This window comes from Parabacteroides sp. B2-S-102 (assembly GCF_023656665.1).
Taxonomy (GTDB): Bacteria; Bacteroidota; Bacteroidia; order Bacteroidales; family Tannerellaceae; genus Parabacteroides; species Parabacteroides distasonis.
Genome location: NZ_JAMOKM010000001.1, coordinates 439,811 through 460,380, shown reverse-complemented (window position 1 = coordinate 460,380; position 20,570 = coordinate 439,811). Strand labels below are relative to the sequence as shown.

16 protein-coding genes are annotated in these 20,570 nt (G+C 46.3%); 6 read left to right on the top strand and 10 right to left on the bottom strand.

From position 1 onward, the window contains the following. The first annotated feature begins 115 nt into the window (after nucleotides 1-115). The 3 genes from yaaA (at nucleotide 116) to NBH07_RS01945 (ending at nucleotide 5,420) form a co-directional block, all read left to right on the top strand. On the top strand, nucleotides 116-880 hold the full coding sequence (yaaA, locus tag NBH07_RS01955; protein WP_009017500.1) for a peroxide stress protein YaaA: 765 nt from the start codon (nucleotides 116-118) through the stop codon (nucleotides 878-880). Between the two features lie 141 nt (nucleotides 881-1,021). Further along, the gene (locus tag NBH07_RS01950) at nucleotides 1,022-2,092 is read left to right on the top strand and encodes a 6-bladed beta-propeller (protein WP_009017501.1); all 1,071 of its coding nucleotides are present in this window, start codon (nucleotides 1,022-1,024) and stop codon (nucleotides 2,090-2,092) included. Between the two features lie 85 nt (nucleotides 2,093-2,177). Then, nucleotides 2,178-5,420 (top strand): S41 family peptidase, encoded by a 3,243-nt coding sequence (locus NBH07_RS01945; protein ID WP_009017502.1) that lies wholly within the window; start codon nucleotides 2,178-2,180, stop codon nucleotides 5,418-5,420. A 90-nt stretch (nucleotides 5,421-5,510) separates the two neighbouring features. Here NBH07_RS01945 and NBH07_RS01940 read toward each other — a convergent pair whose 3' ends face one another. The 6 genes from NBH07_RS01940 to pheT all read right to left on the bottom strand — a co-directional run bounded on the left by NBH07_RS01940 (nucleotide 5,511) and on the right by pheT (nucleotide 13,615). Beyond that, a complete protein-coding gene (locus NBH07_RS01940) occupies nucleotides 5,511-6,695 on the bottom strand; it encodes a glycosyltransferase family 87 protein (RefSeq protein ID WP_009017503.1) in 1,185 nt (394 codons plus the stop codon). A gap of 141 nt (nucleotides 6,696-6,836) precedes the next feature. Beyond that, a complete protein-coding gene (locus tag NBH07_RS01935; protein WP_005856679.1) occupies nucleotides 6,837-8,243 on the bottom strand; it encodes a DUF5723 family protein in 1,407 nt (468 codons plus the stop codon). Nucleotides 8,244-8,279: 36 nt separating this feature from the next. After that, on the bottom strand, nucleotides 8,280-9,338 hold the full coding sequence (locus NBH07_RS01930) for a DUF4621 domain-containing protein (RefSeq protein WP_009017504.1): 1,059 nt from the start codon (nucleotides 9,336-9,338) through the stop codon (nucleotides 8,280-8,282). Nucleotides 9,339-9,470: 132 nt separating this feature from the next. Further along, a complete protein-coding gene (locus NBH07_RS01925) occupies nucleotides 9,471-10,235 on the bottom strand; it encodes a hypothetical protein (RefSeq protein WP_005856675.1) in 765 nt (254 codons plus the stop codon). A gap of 146 nt (nucleotides 10,236-10,381) precedes the next feature. Continuing rightward, complete coding sequence (locus NBH07_RS01920) at nucleotides 10,382-11,113, bottom strand: YebC/PmpR family DNA-binding transcriptional regulator (protein WP_005856672.1); 732 nt, start codon at nucleotides 11,111-11,113, stop codon at nucleotides 10,382-10,384. A gap of 39 nt (nucleotides 11,114-11,152) precedes the next feature. Beyond that, nucleotides 11,153-13,615 (bottom strand): phenylalanine--tRNA ligase subunit beta, encoded by a 2,463-nt coding sequence (gene pheT / locus NBH07_RS01915; RefSeq protein WP_009017506.1) that lies wholly within the window; start codon nucleotides 13,613-13,615, stop codon nucleotides 11,153-11,155. Nucleotides 13,616-13,869: 254 nt separating this feature from the next. Here pheT and trmD point away from each other — a divergent pair, with 254 nt between their 5' ends. Next, nucleotides 13,870-14,544 carry a tRNA (guanosine(37)-N1)-methyltransferase TrmD gene (trmD, locus tag NBH07_RS01910; protein WP_008772076.1) on the top strand — a complete coding sequence of 225 codons (675 nt, stop codon included), beginning with the start codon at nucleotides 13,870-13,872 and terminating at the stop codon, nucleotides 14,542-14,544. An 88-nt stretch (nucleotides 14,545-14,632) separates the two neighbouring features. Here trmD and NBH07_RS01905 read toward each other — a convergent pair whose 3' ends face one another. Then, nucleotides 14,633-15,586 carry an NAD-dependent epimerase/dehydratase family protein gene (locus tag NBH07_RS01905; RefSeq protein WP_005856666.1) on the bottom strand — a complete coding sequence of 318 codons (954 nt, stop codon included), beginning with the start codon at nucleotides 15,584-15,586 and terminating at the stop codon, nucleotides 14,633-14,635. A gap of 179 nt (nucleotides 15,587-15,765) precedes the next feature. Here NBH07_RS01905 and kbl point away from each other — a divergent pair, with 179 nt between their 5' ends. Both kbl and NBH07_RS01895 read left to right on the top strand, forming a co-directional pair. After that, nucleotides 15,766-16,956 (top strand): glycine C-acetyltransferase, encoded by a 1,191-nt coding sequence (kbl, locus tag NBH07_RS01900; protein ID WP_009017507.1) that lies wholly within the window; start codon nucleotides 15,766-15,768, stop codon nucleotides 16,954-16,956. Between the two features lie 78 nt (nucleotides 16,957-17,034). Then, the gene (locus NBH07_RS01895) at nucleotides 17,035-17,880 is read left to right on the top strand and encodes a histidinol-phosphatase (protein WP_009017508.1); all 846 of its coding nucleotides are present in this window, start codon (nucleotides 17,035-17,037) and stop codon (nucleotides 17,878-17,880) included. Here NBH07_RS01895 and NBH07_RS01890 read toward each other — a convergent pair. The 3 genes from NBH07_RS01890 to NBH07_RS01880 form a co-directional block, all read right to left on the bottom strand. Then, complete coding sequence (locus tag NBH07_RS01890) at nucleotides 17,877-18,449, bottom strand: cob(I)yrinic acid a,c-diamide adenosyltransferase (RefSeq protein WP_005856659.1); 573 nt, start codon at nucleotides 18,447-18,449, stop codon at nucleotides 17,877-17,879. The genes NBH07_RS01895 and NBH07_RS01890 overlap by 4 nt on opposite strands. Nucleotides 18,450-18,589: 140 nt before the next feature. Beyond that, nucleotides 18,590-19,744, bottom strand: coding sequence for a molecular chaperone DnaJ (gene dnaJ / locus NBH07_RS01885; protein WP_005856657.1), 1,155 nt, complete (start codon nucleotides 19,742-19,744; stop codon nucleotides 18,590-18,592). Nucleotides 19,745-19,774: 30 nt separating this feature from the next. Continuing rightward, nucleotides 19,775-20,359: a nucleotide exchange factor GrpE gene (locus tag NBH07_RS01880; RefSeq protein WP_156682680.1), complete on the bottom strand. Its 585-nt coding sequence runs from the start codon at nucleotides 20,357-20,359 to the stop codon at nucleotides 19,775-19,777. Nucleotides 20,360-20,570 lie beyond the last annotated feature (211 nt).

The window sequence follows — 20,570 nt, the reverse complement described above, 5'->3', positions numbered from 1 at the left end:
TCCATTAAAACCCCCATTCGAGTCGAGATACTTTAAGATTTATTGGGATGCTTATACCCTATTTGAATCTTAATATGGATTACCTTTATGCGATCAATCCAAATCCAATATAGATATGTTGATATTATTATCTCCGGCTAAGACAATGACCGGGACATCCAAGATAAAAGCGCCGCAAGGCACGACTCCACGTTTCCAGCAAGAGGCGAACGAGATCGCCCTGCATATGACCCAATTTCCCATTGACGAATTAAGTCGTATCCTCAAGCTCAGCCCGAAACTGGCAGCGGAATGTTACCGCAGATACCAAGATTTTCATGCGGAAGACAACCAGCCCTTGCAAGCGATACTCGCCTATACCGGTGTCGTATTCAAGAATATCAGCCCGAAAGACTTCACGGAGGAGGATTTTCTTTTCTCGCAAAAACATATGCGTTTCGTATCGGGATGCTACGGGTTACTTCGCCCATTAGACCTTATCAAGCCTTACCGGATGGAGTTCGACGTAAAAATCCCGGAACTAGGCGACGGGAATATGTACGCCTTCTGGAAGGACAGGCAAACAAATACATTAATCCATGACGTCCGACAGGGAGACAGAATCCTACTGAATCTAGCCAGCTTGGATATCCAACCCTCTTTCCAGTGGAAGGAGGTGGAGCGATCCGTCCGGATCATCACACCCGAGTTCAAGATCTGGAAGAACGGCAAAGCGGAGACGATCGTGATCTACGCCAAGATGTGCCGGGGACAAATGAGCCGCTATCTCATAAAGAACCGGATTTCCGATCCGGAGGCACTAAAGGCGTTCTCATGGGAAGGTTTCACCTATAAGGAAAGTATGTCGGAAGGTGATAACTGGGTGTTTTTGCAAGAATAAAAAAGGCCTTACTCAATAAAACCCAGGAAACATCGTTATACTATAAGACCCTATAAAAATTCATAGTTATGAATTGAAAATATCATAGTTATGATTTTTTCAGGTCATACGGGGATCTCTATTTTCTAAATTAACGACGATATGAAAAGAACCTTTACATATTTATTACTACTTGTTCTATTGGTTTGCGGAAAGCAAGCCTATAACCTGTTAATCTCGAATGAACCGATCCGGAGCAACCTTACCGGAGCCTTGTCCGACATCGCAGATGAAGTAATCGCCATTCCATTACAGGACTCAGGGACGCATTCGATCAAGGAGGCAAAGTATATCCGTCAAGAGGGAGACAACCTATTCCTTATCAGCAATGAGACGCTTTACCGTTTCAATCGCAAGGGAGAATTTATCTGTCGCATCACCCATCCGGATGACATACGGGTAGCGGGGTATGTAGTGAACCCGGCCAACCAGCAGCTGATCGTACTTGGAAACACGGACGATATTTTCTATTACTCATTCAATGGTGATCTCCTTACCCGCAAGAAACTGAAATGCGACCTTCCGGAGAATAGGCATATGCTATCCATATCCATGCACAATAACCGGATATTTACCACCGAGGAATGTGTTCATGGGGATACGGCGGGGCAAACCGCCACGATTGAGAAACAGATTGTTGAATACGATTCCTCTTTCCATAAATTACAATCTCATACGATCCGTCCGGTCGATCTGGAACGTTCCGCATGCCCGATCGGTTGTCTCGCCCCGGAAGTAGCCGTGGAGCCCGGAAGCGGAACGGTTTATGCCTACGCCCCCTCCTATCAACCCGGGAACTTATTACGGGACACTTTATATATTAAGCAAAAGCGGCAAAGCCAAACCTTGGAGAACCTTGCCGGAAAGAATACACTTCCTTTGCTACCGATCCGCATGGGCAGCCGTTTCTGGGTATCTACATACTATAACGCAGAGGATGAGTCCAGAAATTACACCTTCTGTTATGATACGGAGAAGGAAGAATGCTGGCAGGTAAAAGAAGGATTAAAAGATAATTTTTATCAAACCGGTAATGTGCGACGAATGGACCCTATCGATCCCTATTGCCATTCCTATTGTTTCAGCAAATCCGGAGAGGATCTGCGAAATACTTTCCCCGCACAGGCCCAAGGGGAAAGCCTCGTGTTATTTATAGTGAAATTGAAAGGGTAAATCCAGTTAATATTTCAATAGAGAGCAGACTGATGGGTACAAAATAATATGTATCTTCGTACCATTCTAAAAAAGCATTAAGTACATGAAAAAACTTTTAACCTGCATTGCCATGGGCTTTGCGACTACCAGCTACGCTGTAACCCCTTTGTGGATGCGTGATGTACAAATTTCTCCTGATGGAACAGAGATAGCGTTTTGTTACAAAGGAGATATCTATAAAGTACCGGCCAAAGGAGGAACAGCGACACAACTTACCACCCAAGCATCGTATGAATGCACGCCAATCTGGTCTCCGGACGGAAAACAAATCGCTTTCGCCAGCGATCGTAACGGCAATTTCGATTTATTCGTAATGCCCTCCAACGGTGGAACGGCACAGTGCCTCACCACTCATTCCGCCTCCGAGATTCCATCGGCCTTTACTCCCGACGGCAAATACGTACTCTTCTCCGCATCCATACAAGATCCGGCACAGAGCGCCTTATTCCCGACCTCGGCCATGACGGAACTCTATAAAGTGCCGGTTGGTGGCGGACGCACGGAGCAAGTATTGGGAACACCCGCCGAGATGGTTTGCTTCGATAAATCCGGAAAGACATTCTTATACCAAGATCGTAAGGGCTTCGAGGATGAATGGCGTAAACATCATACCTCATCCGTTACCCGGGATATATGGATGTACGATACGCAAACAGGAAAACATACCAATTTGACTGACCATGCGGGAGAAGACCGGAACGCCGTATTTACCCCGGATGGACAGACGGTTTACTTTCTGAGCGAACGCAACGGAGGGTCTTTCAATGTATATTCATTCCCTCTCAACACCCCACAATCTATAACGGCGGTTACTAAGTTCAAGACACATCCCGTACGTTTCCTCTCTACAGGTAGCGACCAGACATTGTGCTACACATACGATGGCGAGATCTATACACAACGTCCGGGAAGCAATCCGCAGAAAGTACGGATCGACTTGATACGTGACGATCAAGAGCAAATCGCCGATCTGAATTCCAGCAAAGGAGCAACCTCCGCTACCGTATCCCCCGATGGCAAGCAGATCGCCTTCACCCTAAGAGGTGAGGTATTCGTCACCTCGGCCGATTACAACACGACCAAGCAAATCACCCATACCCCGGCCGCCGAAACAGGCATATGCTTCTCGCCGGATAACCGTACCTTGGCTTATGCCAGCGAGCGTGGTGGTAATTGGCAACTTTACTTGGCTAAGATCGCACGTAAGGAAGAAGCCAATTTCCCGAACGCAACGATTATCGAAGAGGAAGTTCTCTTACCTTCTAAGACCGTAGAGCGTAATTATCCTCAATTCTCACCGGATGGTAAGGAACTCGCTTTCATAGAAGATCGTATGCGGTTGATGGTAGTCAACCTTGAGACGAAGAAAGTACGCCAAGTCACGGATGGCTCCACATGGTATAGCACAGCCGGTGGTTTCGATTACTCATGGTCGCCGGACGGTAAATGGTTCACGCTCCGGTTTATCGGAAACAAGCACGATCCTTATTCGGATATCGGCTTGGTTAGCGCACAAGGCGGAGAGATCACCAACCTGACCAATAGCGGTTACACCAGCACCTCCCCGCAATGGGTACTGGATGGAAACGCCATCTTATTCACCACCGAGCGTTACGGAATGCGTGCGCATGCCTCATGGGGCTCCTTGAATGATGCCATGCTGGTATTCATGAATCAAGACGCTTATGATAAATTCCGCTTGAGCAAAGAGGATTATGAGCTGCAAAAGGAACTGGAAAAGGAGCAGAAAGAGGTAACCGGAGACAAAGCCGACGACAAGAAAAAAGAAGATAAAGCCGATGAGAAGAAAGACGAAAAGCCCAAGGATATCGTAGTGGAACTGAAAGGAATCCAAGATCGTATCCTACGCCTTACTCCTAATTCTTCCGAAATGGGTAGTGCCGTCATCTCGAAGAATGGCGAGACCTTATATTATTTCTCGGCTTTCGAAGACAAATACGACCTGTGGAAAATGGACTTGCGCAAGAAAGAGACCAAGTTACTCCACAAGATGAATACCGGATGGGCGAACATGGAAATGGATAAGGAAGGTAAGAACCTGTTCTTGCTGGGTAGCAACTCCATGCAAAAGATGGATATGGGATCGGAGAAACTAACGCCGATCAATTATCAAGCAAACTTGAAAATGGACTTGGCCGCCGAACGTGAGTATATGTTCGACCATGTCTATAAACAAGAACAAAAACGATTCTACAACGTGAACATGCACGGCGTAAATTGGGAAGCTATGACCGCCGCCTACCGTAAGTTCCTGCCACATATCAATAACAACTATGACTTCGCGGAGTTGCTAAGCGAATATCTGGGAGAACTCAACGTCTCTCACACCGGAGGACGCTTCCGTCCGCGAACAAGCGGCAATGTTACCGCCAACCTAGGCCTACTTTTCGATTGGAACCATAGCGGCAAAGGTCTATTGATCGCCGAGGTAGTGGAAAAAGGCCCGTTCGATCACGCACGTTCCAAAGTGAAAGCCGGTACCATCATGGAGAAAATAGACGGACAGGAAATAACCCCGGATATGGATTACTCCAAGCTATTAAACAATAAGGCCAAAAAGAAGACCTTAGTTTCCCTCTACGATCCACAAACCAAGGAACGCTGGGAAGAGGTAGTCTTGCCTATCAGTAACGGTGAGTTAAATAACTTGCTTTATACCCGCTGGGTGAAACAACGTGCCGCCGACGTGGATAAATGGTCGAACGGACGATTGGGATACGTCCATATCCAATCCATGGGAGATCCTAGTTTCCGCTCTGTCTACTCCGATATCCTAGGTAAATATAACGACCGGGAGGGAATCGTCATTGACACCCGCTTTAATGGTGGTGGGCGCTTGCACGAGGATATCGAGATCTTGTTCAGCGGAGAGAAATACCTCACCCAAGTGACACGTGGCCGAGAGGCTTGCGATATGCCTAGCCGCCGCTGGAATAAACCTTCCATCATGTTGCAATGCGAGGCTAATTATAGTAACGCACATGGAACCCCGTGGGTTTATAAGCACCAACAGATCGGACGTCTGGTAGGTATGCCCGTACCGGGAACAATGACTACCGTCTCTTGGGAAACCCTGCAAGATCCGACGCTGATATTCGGCACACCTATTACCGGTTATCGCCTGTCGAACGGTAGTTACTTAGAGAACACACAGCTGGAACCGGATGTTAAAGTCGCTAATTCTCCGGAAACTGTTGTCAAAGGGGAAGATACGCAATTGAGAACAGCGGTACAAGAATTACTGAAAGAGATCGATAAAAAGTAGTTTAAAACGAGACTACTCTCATCGCTTGTCGGGAGTAGTCTCGTTTTATTATGTAACCTTCTATTAAAAAACAGGCGATATTCACTCTGCCTAAGTCGTGATATGCTTATAGGGAGAATGACTAAAATCCAAGAAACACATCTCATAGCAAATGGTCAGCCACACCACAATGCAAGGCCAAGCTTTTATCACATACGGACGGATCAGTCCATTCCGGACAATAGATGGAACCAGCTCTGTAGTGGATAAGCCAACAATCACCAAGGTAGCTATCCAAAGCCAATAAGTATATTTCTTATGGGGCGATACACTGCATATATACCAGATAGCGACTCCTATCATCGCTATGATATATCCACTCGCCTCGCTTCCCGTACTGAATAATACGACAAATAATAAAACATTAGCCAACAACATAAAGCGAAAAGCCGGATATTTATATTGAGAGATCCTTAAATATGGAATGCAGAATAAAATCAAGCCCGGTATGATAAGCCACATATCGCTATACTCCGCATTCCCGGATATCTTTCGAACCACTCCTAATAATGATATATTTTGTGGATCAGCGAACATATTCAACATATTTTTCACCTTCAATCGCTCAGACCAATCTATATACTGAGAGATCACATACTCAAACCCCGGTGTATAAAGCACCGGGATCACAAAGCAAACCAATCCCCAGAAAAGACAAGAGGCTAATAACCTCACTTTCTGCCTTGAGAAGAAAAAGAACGCCAATCCCACGATCGGATAGATCTTGATAAATGTTCCGAGCATAATAATGCCTGCCGCCCAGAAATCCTTTTTCTCCAGTATCAAGACAAACGATAATAAGATAAAGGCCGCTACTGATATATTGAATTGCTGTACTCCTTGAGCCGTCATCAACTCACAATACGAATACCAATAAATAATGATTTTTTGGGTACTCGACAATGGCAATCGGCTAATCGCATAAAACAATAGGGCGGTATTACCCGCTATCCATAAGATTATACCCAACCATTCCGGTAACAGGGCGAAAGGAGCTATGATAAGACTAAATAAGATTCCATAATGATTTGAATCATAATATTCCGGATAATGATCCCCATATAAGGTTAACCCCTCGATAGCATGCCAATAGACTCCTTCAAATATCTTATAATTATTATATTTTCCAATCAACAACTTGACAATAGCAAAAATAACACCGGTTAGCATCCATACCCCGAATACAGTCCGGGGCTCTCTCCATACCGGATGGGTGGCTAAAGTCTTTAATCTCATATCCAATTTCTTCCTTTCAATCAGTCCACAAAGATAAAAAACCTAATAAAACGAGCCTAATAAAAAAGAAAAGACTGTCTGGGTATATAACCCGGACAGCCTTTTCCTTTATGATACAGACTCTATTCTGAGTATTCCCTATTAATTAGCGAATGATTTCAAAGGAACACTTACTCCCATGTAAAGATTCATGGCGTTACCGCTTACCGGTAAGCATTGTGGAGTTACCTTTGTCAACATATAATCCGATCCAATAAAGAAATTGATCCAAGACGGTGAGAAATTCAAGGCGATACCATACGTCTTGAACTTACTATGGATAAATGAGTAGCTCAGCGTAGCCTCAAACCATTTCACCGGACGGTAATTACCGGACAATGTCAGTTCCGTATAGGCTTTCGGGGAATAAAGACGAGTGCTTGACAATAAGCCGATACCTAACTTGTTTTCCAGCAAACGGTACTCGCCACCGATATTGATTGTCGAACGAAGACGGGTAGTGCTTCCGGACTCACCCTCTTTCTTGAAATGAAGCAAGTTCTCGAAATCTTCCTTGATAGCGTCAAACTGATCGCCCATGCTCGGTATATCACCGTTATTCTCGCCGATAGCCAGATCAAAGCCGTTAAAGTCGAAAGTTCCATCCAACTTACCTACCGTGCTCCCTCCTTTGCTCCAACTGATAAAACCTAAATCAAGGACAGCGGCGGACAACATGATATTCTCGGTCAATTGGTACGTAGCACCCAAGTCCACTCCCATACCGAAACCGCTAAGACCCGGAGAATCGAAATCAAAGCTATTATAATAATCACGGCCTTGCTCGTCTACTTCCATTTCCGGGACCAAGCCTTTCATATTCGTCTGCAAGGTACCGGTAGAGGTAACTTTCCAGCTAGTCTCTCCCATCTCAGCATGCATCTGATCGATCGTAGCGTCCATAGAACCTACGCCCCATAACAATTTAACCTTACCTCCGACTGTCAACTTATCCGTGATAGGACGAGAATATCCTACACCTGTCTCCAAATAAGCCTCGGCGTACGCCCTGATATTACGAATATCATAGGTACTCTGAGATCCATTACCCTTTTTCATGAACTCGAACAATGTCTTCGGAGCACGAATATTCGCCAAGCCCTTGATAGAAACATCAACCGTCCAGAATCCCTTGCCGGCGTACCAGCCACCGGATAGAACCTGCGTGCCAAAATCCATGTTTACCTGATTCTCATCCTTCAAGCCATTCAGGAAAGACTCGGTATTCACGGAGTTATCCATGAACGTAACGGTCTCACCATTCTTCGGATAAATAAAATTATCCACAGCTATTCCGTTCGTACCATACGAAGCGCCAACCGCACCTAATACCGGAATGGAGACATAGCCTCTCTCGGGACGATACGCCGGATTCATCGTCGTGCGTGCCGTAGAAGATTGCATGAAGTAAGAAGTTCGTATTTGCTGGGCGGATACCGACATTCCCACAGTGGTCAATAAACATAAAGCACACAGACCTCTCTTATACATATTATATATAGTATTCATCTTTCTTTTTCGTAATTTAAATGGTTAGTACTGGGATCAAATGGAGATACCACCTTCTTTCTTAAGTTTCAAGTTGAAGGTCGTTTTCTGGCCTTTCTTCAAAGCCTCGCCTTGATCTCTACCCGTTAAATGTAAATTTAGGTCTATATGACGTGCATCCTTCATTTTCGGCATATCCTCCTTCGTGATCTCGAAGATAACCTCTCCAGATTGTCCTTTTACCTCTTGTGCCGGGAATTGGATATCTACCGGTACATTGTTCTCATCCATGATCACCATCTCGATAGACATATCGAACGGCATCTCGTTCGTAACCTCTCCATAGATCCTCGCGCTTCCGTCCGAGAAAATATAGTCTACGAAATCCTCATCAAAAGCGTCCTCGATCCGCTCGACGGATACGGCGCTAAATTCCGGTGCCGGAGTCAACGGAAGCTCTACCGCATAACGTAACTCACTCAAGGCATCCGCAGGAGCGTTCGTCCATTGTTTGCTATCAGCGGACAAAGACAAATGTATTTTTTGAGGAACAATCTGTACGATTCCCGGTAACTTCTCGTTCTTGACAAACTTAAAAGCATCCGTCTTCGGATCAAGAGGGCCGATCCAAATATTAGGAGACACCGTTGACAAGGTAAAATCAGAGGAAGTAGCCTCCTTTTTACTTGTGTTCTCAGCCTCGATAGACAAGCTACAATCCAAAGAGGCATTCTTTACATTCGACTTTAACGTAATGTGGGGGTTCGTTAACGCCAAAACGAAATCGCCATCGAACAAGCCATCGATATCTCCAGTCGTTATATCTTCCGAGGCGATCTCCACTTTATCAGAGGCGGCCCGTAAGCTTTTCCCCTTAATCTTCATCTCTCCATCATAGATCATGACGTAAGCCCCGTCGACTTCCCGAATGGAAGGGACTTTCTCTACATTCACAACGTCATCCGACGTTACATAACCCGTACCGAGGGGAGCTACCCAAGACTCACCCATTACCGCATCGTCCGTATTGACATCGCTTAAATCATACTTACTATCCACACATGCCGCTAAACAGCAAGATGATAGCAATAGCATCACTAAATGTTTGTTTTTCATATAAAGTTATTTTTATCAAAATTATGACCCTAACAGCGCGCAAAAATAAACAAAATAAATGAAAGTTTAGCCATAAAAAAAGAGTGGCATCGTATTATTAACGCCACTCTTAGCTTATACTATCTTTGACAATCAAAATATTCTTCCGCAAATACGAATCTTCATGACCGGATAAACCGTTAGCTTGTCCATGATCTTCGTAAAGGTATCATCCTCGTCTATCTCATTCAACAAGTCCTTTACATCCCCTGAATCCGTATACACCTCCGGTTTGCCATGGAATTGCACACCCAGCTCAAACATCACGCCAACCCGTTTCTTAGGAACCGCACGACCGAATCCAAGACCTAGATAAGGACGAAAACCGGACACTTTCAATCCACCGGATACATTACCGTTATTATCCACCGGAATCGTATAATCACCGATAACTATGCCCGCACTTTCTCCTTGGGCGATCAGGTCTTTCAGCTTATCACTATGCCCTTCTATCTTCACCAAGGAAGAACCACCGAAATAGGCGCCGGCCGCAACGAAGAACGAAGAAGCGTGAGGAAACGGGTAAACATTCACCAACAACTGTCCGGAAGTACGTTTCAAGCTGCCTTTGACATCCATGGAGTATGTATCATTATACACACCCGCTCGCGGATCGTTAACATCTACATCCACGTCCGTATTAATGCTGAAACCCGGCATAAAGGTAAGACCACCTCTCAACGCCAGATAAGGCGTAATAGGAGTAGCGACCTCCACATCTACACCCGTCAAACCAACACCCACTCCTGCCGAAACAGAATTGAAAATCCCTAACTCCTTTTGAGCTGAGATAAAATTACACGTCGCAAACATGCTCACGAACGCGCAAAGAAGAAATAGTCTTTTCATTTTCACCATATAAGTTAAATTGTTATTCACCCTAGACTCACAAAAATAAATAAAAAACATGAAACATTCGTTGTAAAAAAGAAAAAGCGACATCGAATTTGCCTCGATGTCGCTTTTTTACGGATAAAGTATACTATTTTACGTATAAGCGTACGTTATTCCTCCTCAGAATCGTCTTCCTTCATATTATGGAATACGTTTTGAACGTCTTCGTCTTCCTCTAATTTCTCGATAATCTTCTCGATAGACTCACGCTGTTCCGGAGTAACCTCCTTCAAATCGTTCGGAATACGTACGAACTCACTACTCAAGATCTCGAAACCATTCTCCTCCAAATATTTCTGGATCGCCGAATTCTGCGCAAACTCACCATAAAGAACAACCTCGTCCTCGTCTTCCTCAACCTCATCTACACCGAAGTCGATCAACTCCAACTCTAGGTCTTCTAAAGAAAGATCCTCTTTTTTAGCGATATGGAATACGCATTTATGATCGAACAAGAACTCCAAGCTACCGGATGTTCCCAGAGAACCACCGTTCTTATTGAAATAACTACGAACGTTGGCTACCGTACGAGTCGTATTATCCGTAGCGGTCTCAACGAAGATAGCGATACCGAAAGGACCATATCCCTCATAGTTCATCTCCTTATAATCCGTGAAATCCTTGGATACGGCACGTTTAATGGCACGCTCCACGTTCTCCTTCGGCATATTCTCCTTTTTGGCGTTCTGCATCAACACACGTAAACGAGGATTATTCTCGGGCTCCGGCCCACCTTGTTTTGCCGCGATCGTGATTTCCTTACCTAACTTCGTGAATACACGGGCCATATTGCCCCAACGCTTAAACTTTCTCGCTTTACGAAACTCAAACGCTCTTCCCATATGTTTATCAGTTTATCTTTATTTTATGTAATTAAATTCTTATCTCAATTGAGCACCTAGCTTTTGTTCCAGATTCGTCTGGATCTTCTTCATGATAGCGTCGATCTGCTTATCGTTCAAAGTCTTGCTCTCATCTTGCATGAAGAAGCTTACGGCATACGACTTCTTGCCCGCCGGAAGGTTCTTGCCCTCGTAAACGTCGAACAGAGATACTTCCTTCAATAGCTTGCGATCGCTATCCTTAGCGATTTTCTCGACCTCGCTAAACTGTACGCTCTTATCAAGCAACAACGCCAAGTCACGTTTAACGGCCGGGAACTTGGAAATCTCGGAGAAGGTTACTTTCGCCTTCTTGATCTCCTTCATCAATTGGGTCCACGACAACTCAGCGTAATAAACCTCCATATCGATATCCAGCATCTTACGAAGTTTCTTGCTTACGATACCCATCGTACCCAATTGACGTCCGGAACCGGTCGTGATACTTAGGCCCGAAGAATAGATATCATTCGTCAAGTTACCGAAAATAACCCGTTTCATATCCACGCCCAAGCGGGCTAAGATATTCTCTACGTAAGCCTTCAACTCATAAACGGAAGATTTCTCGTCCGGATGCGCCCAGTTGTTCTCCACCCGGTTGCCGGCTACCCAGATGCCTAGACGGTAATCCTCGCTGAACTGCGCCAAGGTCTCATCTTCCTTCTTGTTATCGATATTATAATCATAGCAATTACCGAACTCATAGAAACGGACATTGCCATTCTTACGCTTCATGTTATGCTCGATGCTCTCCAAGCCTCCGAACAACAAGGTCTGACGCATGCAGTTCAAATCAGCGCTTAACGGGTTCATCAACATGACACAATGCGCTTCCGGATAAACAGACAGATCCGTATAATAAGCGGAGCGTGTCAAGGAATTGTTCATGATCTCGTTGAAACCACAACCGCAAAGTTGCTCCGAGATCAAGTTCTGCAATTTCCAGCTACGATCCGTAGGAGTCTGGTAACTTAAATTGGACTTCACGTTATCGCTGAACTCCACGTTATTATATCCGTAGATACGAAGAATGTCCTCGATCACGTCTACATCACGCTGCACATCGATACGATATACGGGAACATGCAAAGTCAAGCCCTCGGCAGTCTCGGATACGATCTCCATCTCAAGGCTTGCCAAGATACTTTTCACGGTTTCTACCGGAATATCCTTACCGATCAACGTATTGATCTTCTCGTAAGTCACCTCAACCGTATACGGTTCCGCCACGGTAGGATAAACATCCTGTACGGCACCCGTGATCTTACCTCCCGCCAACTCTTGTATCAACAAGGCGGCACGTTTCAATACATACATCGTATTGTTCGGATCCAAACCACGCTCGAAGCGGAAAGAAGCGTCCGTATTCAAGCCAAAACGACGGGCGGTCTTGCGAATCCACGTCGGATGGAAACAAGCGGATTCCAAGAATACGTCGGTGGTCTCCTCCGTCACGCCGGAATCCAAACCGCCGAACACGCCACCGATACACATCGGTTCCTCGACGTTACAAATCATCAAGTCACGATCGGTCAACGTACGCTCCACGCCATCCAACGTGACGAATTTCGTACCAGCCTCGGCCGCCTTGACAATCACTTTATTTCCTTTGATCTTACTCGCGTCAAAAGAGTGTAAAGGCTGCCCTAACTCATGCAGGATAAAGTTCGTTATATCCACTACGTTATTGATGGGACGAAGGCCGATCACACGCAAACGGTTTTGTAACCACTCCGGGCTCTCCTTCACCGTAACGCCCTTGATCGTAACACCGGAATAACGGGGACAAGCCTCCGTATTCTCTACCACGACCTCTACGCCCGGTGTCTCGTCGTCGATCTTGAAAGCGTCTACCGAAGGACGTCTCAATTCGGCGGGCTTGCCGTTTTGCTTCAAATAAGCGGCCAAGTCACGGGCGACACCGAAATGGGAAGTAGCGTCTACACGGTTCGGGGTGATATCCACCTCCAGCACGTAGTCGCTCTTTACATTATAATAATCTTTAGCTAACGTACCTACAACAGCGTCGGCGGGAAGTACGATAATACCGTTATGGTCGGTACCGATACCTATCTCGTCCTCGGCGCAAATCATACCGTTGGACTCAACGCCACGGATCTTGGATCTCTTGATCGTAAAGCATTCATCACCGTCGTACAGTTTCGTGCCGTTCACGGCTACGACCACTTTCTGTCCGGCAGCCACGTTCGGGGCGCCACATACGATTTGTAAAGGAGCCTCGCCACCTACATTTACGGTCGTTATATGTAAATGGTCAGAATTCGGGTGTTCCTCACAAGTTAACACTTCACCGATAACCAGTCCCTCAAGTCCGCCCTTAATGGTTTGAACTTCCTCTACTCCACCGGTTTCCAAACCGATAGAGGTAAGCGCCGCAGCAACTTCTTCTGGCTCCAGATCGAAATCAAGATACTCTTTCAGCCAATTGTAAGATATATTCATCGCTATAAAATTTATTCTCTAAAGACACGGCCTCTATTGATAGCCGCCGAATTGACGGACAAAAGTACGAATAATAATTCAAACGATACAAAAATATCCTCATGAACTTCTACGAACTCTTAACTGCGCCAACGCATGCGTTTCATTCATTCTTAATTTTCTATCGCGAATCATAGATAATAGAGACTCACTTTACGATGAGTCAGAATAAAGATGTACCTTTGCGGGAGGTTTTAACGTTACAACTATTTTTTATGCGTATAGATATACTTACCGTACTTCCCGAGATGATCGAGGGGATGATTAATTGCTCTATCGTCAAGAGGGCGCAAGATAAAGGATTAGCGGAGATTCATTTACATAACCTACGGGATTACACCACTAATAAATGGAGGCGGGTGGATGATTATCCGTTCGGAGGAGAGGCCGGAATGGTGATGCAGATCGAACCGATAGACCGGGCGATCTCAGCGTTGAAAAGCGAACGGGAATATGACGAGGTAATCTATACCTCCCCGGATGGCGAGACACTCAACCAGCCCATGGCCAACAGCATGTCTTTACTAAATAATATGATTATCCTCTGCGGGCACTATAAAGGGATCGACTATCGTATCCGTGAGCATTTGATAACGAAAGAGATATCCGTAGGAGACTATGTCCTTACCGGAGGAGAGCTGGCCGCCGCTATCATAACCGACGCCGTGGTACGCTTGATACCGGGAGCGATCGGCGACGAGCAAAGCGCCCTCTCCGACTCCTTCCAAGATGACTTACTGGCCCCGCCTGTTTATACACGTCCCGCCGATTACAAAGGTTGGAAAGTACCCGAGGTACTATTATCCGGGCACCAGCGCAAGATCGAAGAATGGCGCTTGCAACAAGCACAAGAGCGTACGGCACGCCTCCGGCCGGATTTATTGAAATAGCAGCGTTAAAAAACAAGGCCGGGGATCATCCCCCCCGATGATACCCCGGCCCCTCTATCCACAAACAATCATGGCTACAACATCACTCTTATTTATTGAAACGTTCTTTCAATTTAGCTAACATGTCTTTTGTCATGGCATCCAAATCATACTCCGGCTTCCAGCCCCACTCTTGGCGGGCGCAAGTATCATCCAAGGAGTTCGGCCACGACTCGGCGATAGCCTGACGCAAAGGATCTACCTCATACTCCATCTGGAATTCAGGCATATATTTCTTGATATTATTAAAGATGATCTCCGGATCGAAACTCATCGACGCAATGTTGAAAGAGTTGCGATGAACGAACTTCGTAGAATCCGCCTCCATAATCTCGATAGCGGCACGCAAGCCGTCCGGCATGTACATCATATCCATGAAAGTACCGGCTGCGATCGGGCAAACGAATTTCTCGCCCTTAGCGGCCGAATAGTAAATATCGACAGCGTAATCCGTCGTACCACCACCCGGAGGTGTTACGTAAGAGATCAATCCGGGGAAACGAACCGAACGTGTGTCCACGCCGAAACGGATATTATAATAATCGCTTAACAACTCGCCGGATACCTTCGTCACGCCGTACATCGTACGAGGATTACGGATCGTATCTTGAGGAGTCTTGTCTTTCGGGGTATTGTTACCGAAAACGCCAATAGAGCTCGGCGTAAATACGGCGCAGTGCATCTCACGGGCCACCTCAAGCACATTGAACAAGCCCCCCATTCCGATCTTCCACGCCAACTGAGGTTTAGCCTCTGCTACAGCCGACAAAAGAGCCGCCAAGTTGTAGATCGTATCAATATTATATTTTGATACCGTCTCAGCGATCTGCTGCTCGTTCGTGATATCCACGATAGCGGAAGGTCCCGATTCTAACAACTCGCCTTTAGGTTCCGCACCCGGGATATAACCCGCTACTATGTTCCCACCGTAGATACTTCTTAATTTCATGGTTAACTCTGATCCGATCTGACCGGTAGAACCAATTACTAATACATTCTTCATCGCGTTTAATGAGATTTAAGTTTTTTTCCGTCGGCAAAGGTATAGAGAATAAAACAGTTTAGACATGAATTTCTTCTCTTTTTTAGTATTAAAATTCAAAAAAAAAACAGACCTTTGTCTGTCGCTTTGACAACGAAGCTACTACTCACATCTAAATACTAATAAAAAACGAAGTTTTTATGTACGGAAAACTTAAAGAATTCTTGACAAATGAACTTGAAGGCATCAAAGCCGCTGGTTTATACAAGAACGAGCGTATCATTACTACGCCGCAGAGAGCCGACATCAAAGTAAATGCCGGAAGTGATGTTTTAAACTTCTGCGCCAACAACTATCTTGGCCTGTCCGATAACCAACGACTGATCAAGGCCGCGAAAGAAGCCATGGATACACACGGTTATGGCATGTCGTCCGTTCGTTTCATCTGTGGAACGCAGGATTTGCACAAGCAATTGGAAGCAGCCATCTCCGACTATTTCAAGACTGAGGACACGATCCTTTACGCCGCATGTTTCGACGCTAACGGTGGTTTGTTCGAGCCATTGTTCGGCGAGGAAGACGCTATCATCTCGGATGCCTTGAACCACGCCTCTATCATCGACGGTGTTCGTTTATGCAAGGCGAAACGTTATCGCTACGCTAACGCCGATATGGCGGACTTGGAGCGTTGCCTACAAGAGGCGCAGGCCCAACGTCACCGTATCATCGCCACGGACGGCGTGTTCTCCATGGACGGCAATGTCGCTCCGATGGACAAGATTTGCGAGCTTGCCGAGAAATATGACGCATTGGTTATGGTGGACGAGTCTCACTCTGCCGGTGTCGTAGGCCCGACGGGTCATGGCGTAGCCGAGCAGTTTGATGTTTATGGACGTGTAGACGTCTTCACGGGTACGCTGGGTAAGGCGTTCGGTGGCGCCATGGGTGGCTTCACGACCGGAAAGAAGGAGATTATCGATATGTTACGCCAGCGTTCTCGCCCCTACTTGTTCTCTAACTCCGTGGCTCCGGCCATCGTAGGCGCAAGCTTGGAGATGTTCAAGATGTTGAAGGAGAGCGACGCTTTACATACGAAATTAATGAACAACGTAAGCTACTTCCGCGACAAGATGCTGGCAGCCGGTTTCGATATCAAGCCGACTCAATCCGCTATCTGCGCCGTTATGTTGTACGACGCTAAGTTGTCTCAAGATTTCGCCGCCAAGATGCAGGAAGAGGGTATTTACGTAACCGGTTTCTATTACCCGGTAGTACCGAAGGGACAAGCTCGTATCCGTGTACAATTGTCCGCCGGCCACGAGACTGAGCATCTGGACAAGGCTATCGCAGCGTTTATCAAGGTAGGAAAAGAGCTAGGCGTTATCAAATAACACCTCTCTCATTCATCATACAAGGCCACATCCGGGCAAGATGATCTGGATGTGGCTTTTTAATCACTAAGAACAATCATGCAACTCAGTAACTACCATAGTCATTGTACTTTTTGTGATGGAAGAAGTATTCCGGAGGATTTCGTGAGATTCGCCATAACACACGGGTTCCGTGCGTACGGTTTTTCCTCCCACTCGCCGCTTCCGTTCGAGACTTTCTGGAATATGTCTAAAGACGATATGCCGGAGTATCTGCAAGAGATAAAACGACTGAAACAGAAATACAGCGATCAACTGGAAATATATGCCGGTCTGGAGATTGATTATCTGGACGAGACCTATAACGCCTCGATCCCCTATTTCCAAGAGTTGCCCTTGGACTACCGGATCGGTTCCATCCATTTCCTGCCCGTATCAGAGCGTCTGGCCGAAGAGAACATGGTCTGTATAGACGGCTCATTCAGGGAATACGCCCACTCCGTGGAGCGGCATTTCGAGGGAGATGTCCGGTTGCTTGTCAAGCGTTTCTTCGATACCACGATGAAAATGATAGAGGCCGGAGGCATCGATATCGTCGGACATATCGACAAGATCTATATGAACGGACAGAAATACGAGATCTTCAATTTTGAGGAGGATTGGTATCGGAAGCCTTTTGAGGCTTGTCTGGATCTGGTTCAGGAGAAAGAATTGATGGTAGAGGTCAACACCAAGAACTGGACCAAGAAAAAAGAGCTTTACCCCCGTGTGGAATATCTCTCACGGATGCGGGAAATGAATATCCCTGTCATGGTGAACTCCGATTGCCATTATCCGGATTTGGTGAACGACGGTCGCAAGGAGGTTTTTGAGTTGCTAAAGCAAGCCGGCTTCAAGTCTACCCGTGAGCTCGTGAAAGGCAAATGGCAAGATATCGCCCTCTAGGATTTATTTTTCCGCTTATACAGGAAGGATTGCCAACGCTCCTCGGCGTTCCCTTGACGAAACATGTCATAACGTGCCATCGTAAAGAACAGATCCGATAAACGATTCACGAACGCCATGATCCCGGCAGGAACCGGGTCTTTCCGATTCAATGTCCACAAGCGGCGTTCGGCCCTGCGGGTGATCGTACGGGCCAATTGGAGGTGCGCCGAAACAGGTGTGCCTCCCGGAAGGATAAAATACCCGTTATCCTCCATCTGGGCGGATAGATCATCGATATGGGACTCACAAAAGACGGTCAAATCATCGGGAAGCGGATTCGGATTCTGATCACGGATCGCCGATGGTGTCGCCACATGAGACATCACGGCCATCATCTCACGCTGTATCCTACCCAGCAACACCTGCCATTCATGATCGGGAGGCAGCAATGTACGGACAATGCCGATCTCGGCGTTCAACTCATCCAACGTCCCATTCGCCTCGATACGGATGTCATCCTTATCGACACGCTCACCGCCATGTATGCCGGTTTTTCCTTTATCTCCTCCACGGGTATATATTCTCATAGGATACTCATTTTAGGACTTATGAAAAAAGACTACCGTATTCCGGTGATAAACACTATAGTATTCATCTTCAAACACTACTGTGTTTATCCACGAATACTATAGTGTTCTCACACGAACACAGTAGTCTTTTCTATTCGTTAATCAAAGAAGTGCTTAAACTTACTGAAGATTTTCTCTTTCATCGTCTTATTAGGCTGGAAGTTCGGTGAATTCTCCAATCCGTTCAGCGTCTCTTTCTCCGTAGACGACAAAGTCTCGGGGATATATACACTCACGTTCACCAACAGATCGCCCGTACCATAACTATTGATGGAAGGAAGTCCTTTATTACGCAAACGAAGCACCTTACCCGGCTGCGTACCCGGCTCGATCTTCAATTTCGCCTTTCCGTCGATGGTCGGGACCTCTACCGTGGCTCCCAAGGCTGCTTGCGGAACACTCAATAGCAGGTTGTATAACAGATCGTTCTCATCACGAATCAACTCCGGATGCGGTTCCTCCTCGATAAGGATCAATAAGTCACCGTTGATTCCACCATGTCGTGCGGCGTTGCCTTTACCATTCATGGAGAGTTGCATGCCCTCGGCTACACCGGCAGGGATATTGATCGTGATAATCTCATCGTCGCGAACGACGCCCTCACCGTTACACTCCGTACATTTCTTGACAACGATCTTGCCCTCGCCACCACAAGTAGGACAAGTCGTCTGCGTCTGCATCTGCCCAAGGATCGTGTTGGCGATACGGGTAACGACACCGCTACCTTTACACGTATCACACGTCTTCACACCCTCCGAGCCTTCCGCCCCGCTACCGTGACAATGCGAACAAGGCACATACTTCTTCACCTTGATCTTTTTTTCCACGCCGTTAGCGATCTCTTTCAGGTTCAGCTTCACCTTCACACGCAAGTCCGATCCACGGTTCACCCGGCGTCCTCCACGAGAACCGCCGAAACCACCGAAGCCACCAAAACCGCCAAAATGTCCACCAAAGATGTCACCGAACTGGGAGAAGATATCCTCCATGGACATACCACCACCGAAGCCGCCACCTTGTGAAGCCCCGCCGACACCCGCATGGCCGAATTGGTCATAACGCTGACGCTTTTGCGGATCGCTCAACACGTCGTATGCCTCTGCCGCCTCCTTAAAGTTCTCCTCCGCTTGCTTATCGCCCGGGTTCTTATCCGGGTGGAATTGTATCGCCTTCTTACGGTACGCTTTCTTTATCTCATCCGCCGATGCATTCTTCTCAACGCCCAGCACTTCATAGTAATCCCTTTTAGCCATCCTTGTATTTGTTATTTGCCGATTTTCCGATTATTCTCCCACTACTACTTTAGCGTGACGTATTACCTTGTCAAATAAGGTATATCCAGTTTGTACGCAATCCAATACCTTGCCCTTCATGTCCGGTTCCGGAGCGGGAATCGTAGCGATAGCCTCAAACTCCTCCGTGTTGAACGGCTTACCTATGGCCTCGATCGGCTTTACGCCTTGCTGAGACAGATAGCCCATGAACTTACCGAAAATCAAGTCCACGCCTTCTTTAACGGCCTCTACATCCTCAGCCGTGCGGACATTCTGCAAAGCACGCTCGAAATCGTCGATAATAGGAAGAAGGTTCTTTAACGCACCCTCGCCGCCAGTCTTGATCAAATCGGCCTTCTCACGCATCGTACGTTTACGGTAATTGTCAAACTCCGCCATCAAGCGCAGGTGGGAATCGTTCAATTCGCTATATTTCTTTTGCAAGGCTTCCACCTCGCCCGACACATTGTCAGAGCCGGCAGTTTCATCTGCCGCATTTGACTGTTCTTCCTGCAAATTTGTCGCTTCCTCATTATTCACGTTTTCGTTTTTTGAAGCGTTTTCTTTTTTCTCGTTTGGATTCATCTTGCTCATAATCTATCTGATTTTTTTCATTACTAACTAATTGTAAGCGAAATACGGTACCACATAAATACCCTTAAAAAGTATATACACAGCATCCATATCAAGTTCATACACTATTATAGCAGCAAATATATTGCCAACTATTCCACCACATCAAAAATATCTTTACCTTTGCCTATGTTTTAAACGAAACAGGTATTTTTAGAGTAAATAAAATTCC

Coding starts and splice junctions, on each gene's coding strand:
- yaaA (WP_009017500.1), top strand. CDS start 116: ATGTTGATATTATTATCTCCGGCTAAGACAATGACCGGGACATCCAAG.
- NBH07_RS01950 (WP_009017501.1), top strand. CDS start 1,022: ATGAAAAGAACCTTTACATATTTATTACTACTTGTTCTATTGGTTTGC.
- NBH07_RS01945 (WP_009017502.1), top strand. CDS start 2,178: ATGAAAAAACTTTTAACCTGCATTGCCATGGGCTTTGCGACTACCAGC.
- NBH07_RS01940 (WP_009017503.1), bottom strand. CDS start 6,695: ATGAGATTAAAGACTTTAGCCACCCATCCGGTATGGAGAGAGCCCCGG.
- NBH07_RS01935 (WP_005856679.1), bottom strand. CDS start 8,243: ATGAATACTATATATAATATGTATAAGAGAGGTCTGTGTGCTTTATGT.
- NBH07_RS01930 (WP_009017504.1), bottom strand. CDS start 9,338: ATGAAAAACAAACATTTAGTGATGCTATTGCTATCATCTTGCTGTTTA.
- NBH07_RS01925 (WP_005856675.1), bottom strand. CDS start 10,235: ATGGTGAAAATGAAAAGACTATTTCTTCTTTGCGCGTTCGTGAGCATG.
- NBH07_RS01920 (WP_005856672.1), bottom strand. CDS start 11,113: ATGGGAAGAGCGTTTGAGTTTCGTAAAGCGAGAAAGTTTAAGCGTTGG.
- pheT (WP_009017506.1), bottom strand. CDS start 13,615: ATGAATATATCTTACAATTGGCTGAAAGAGTATCTTGATTTCGATCTG.
- trmD (WP_008772076.1), top strand. CDS start 13,870: ATGCGTATAGATATACTTACCGTACTTCCCGAGATGATCGAGGGGATG.
- NBH07_RS01905 (WP_005856666.1), bottom strand. CDS start 15,586: ATGAAGAATGTATTAGTAATTGGTTCTACCGGTCAGATCGGATCAGAG.
- kbl (WP_009017507.1), top strand. CDS start 15,766: ATGTACGGAAAACTTAAAGAATTCTTGACAAATGAACTTGAAGGCATC.
- NBH07_RS01895 (WP_009017508.1), top strand. CDS start 17,035: ATGCAACTCAGTAACTACCATAGTCATTGTACTTTTTGTGATGGAAGA.
- NBH07_RS01890 (WP_005856659.1), bottom strand. CDS start 18,449: ATGAGAATATATACCCGTGGAGGAGATAAAGGAAAAACCGGCATACAT.
- dnaJ (WP_005856657.1), bottom strand. CDS start 19,744: ATGGCTAAAAGGGATTACTATGAAGTGCTGGGCGTTGAGAAGAATGCA.
- NBH07_RS01880 (WP_156682680.1), bottom strand. CDS start 20,359: ATGAGCAAGATGAATCCAAACGAGAAAAAAGAAAACGCTTCAAAAAAC.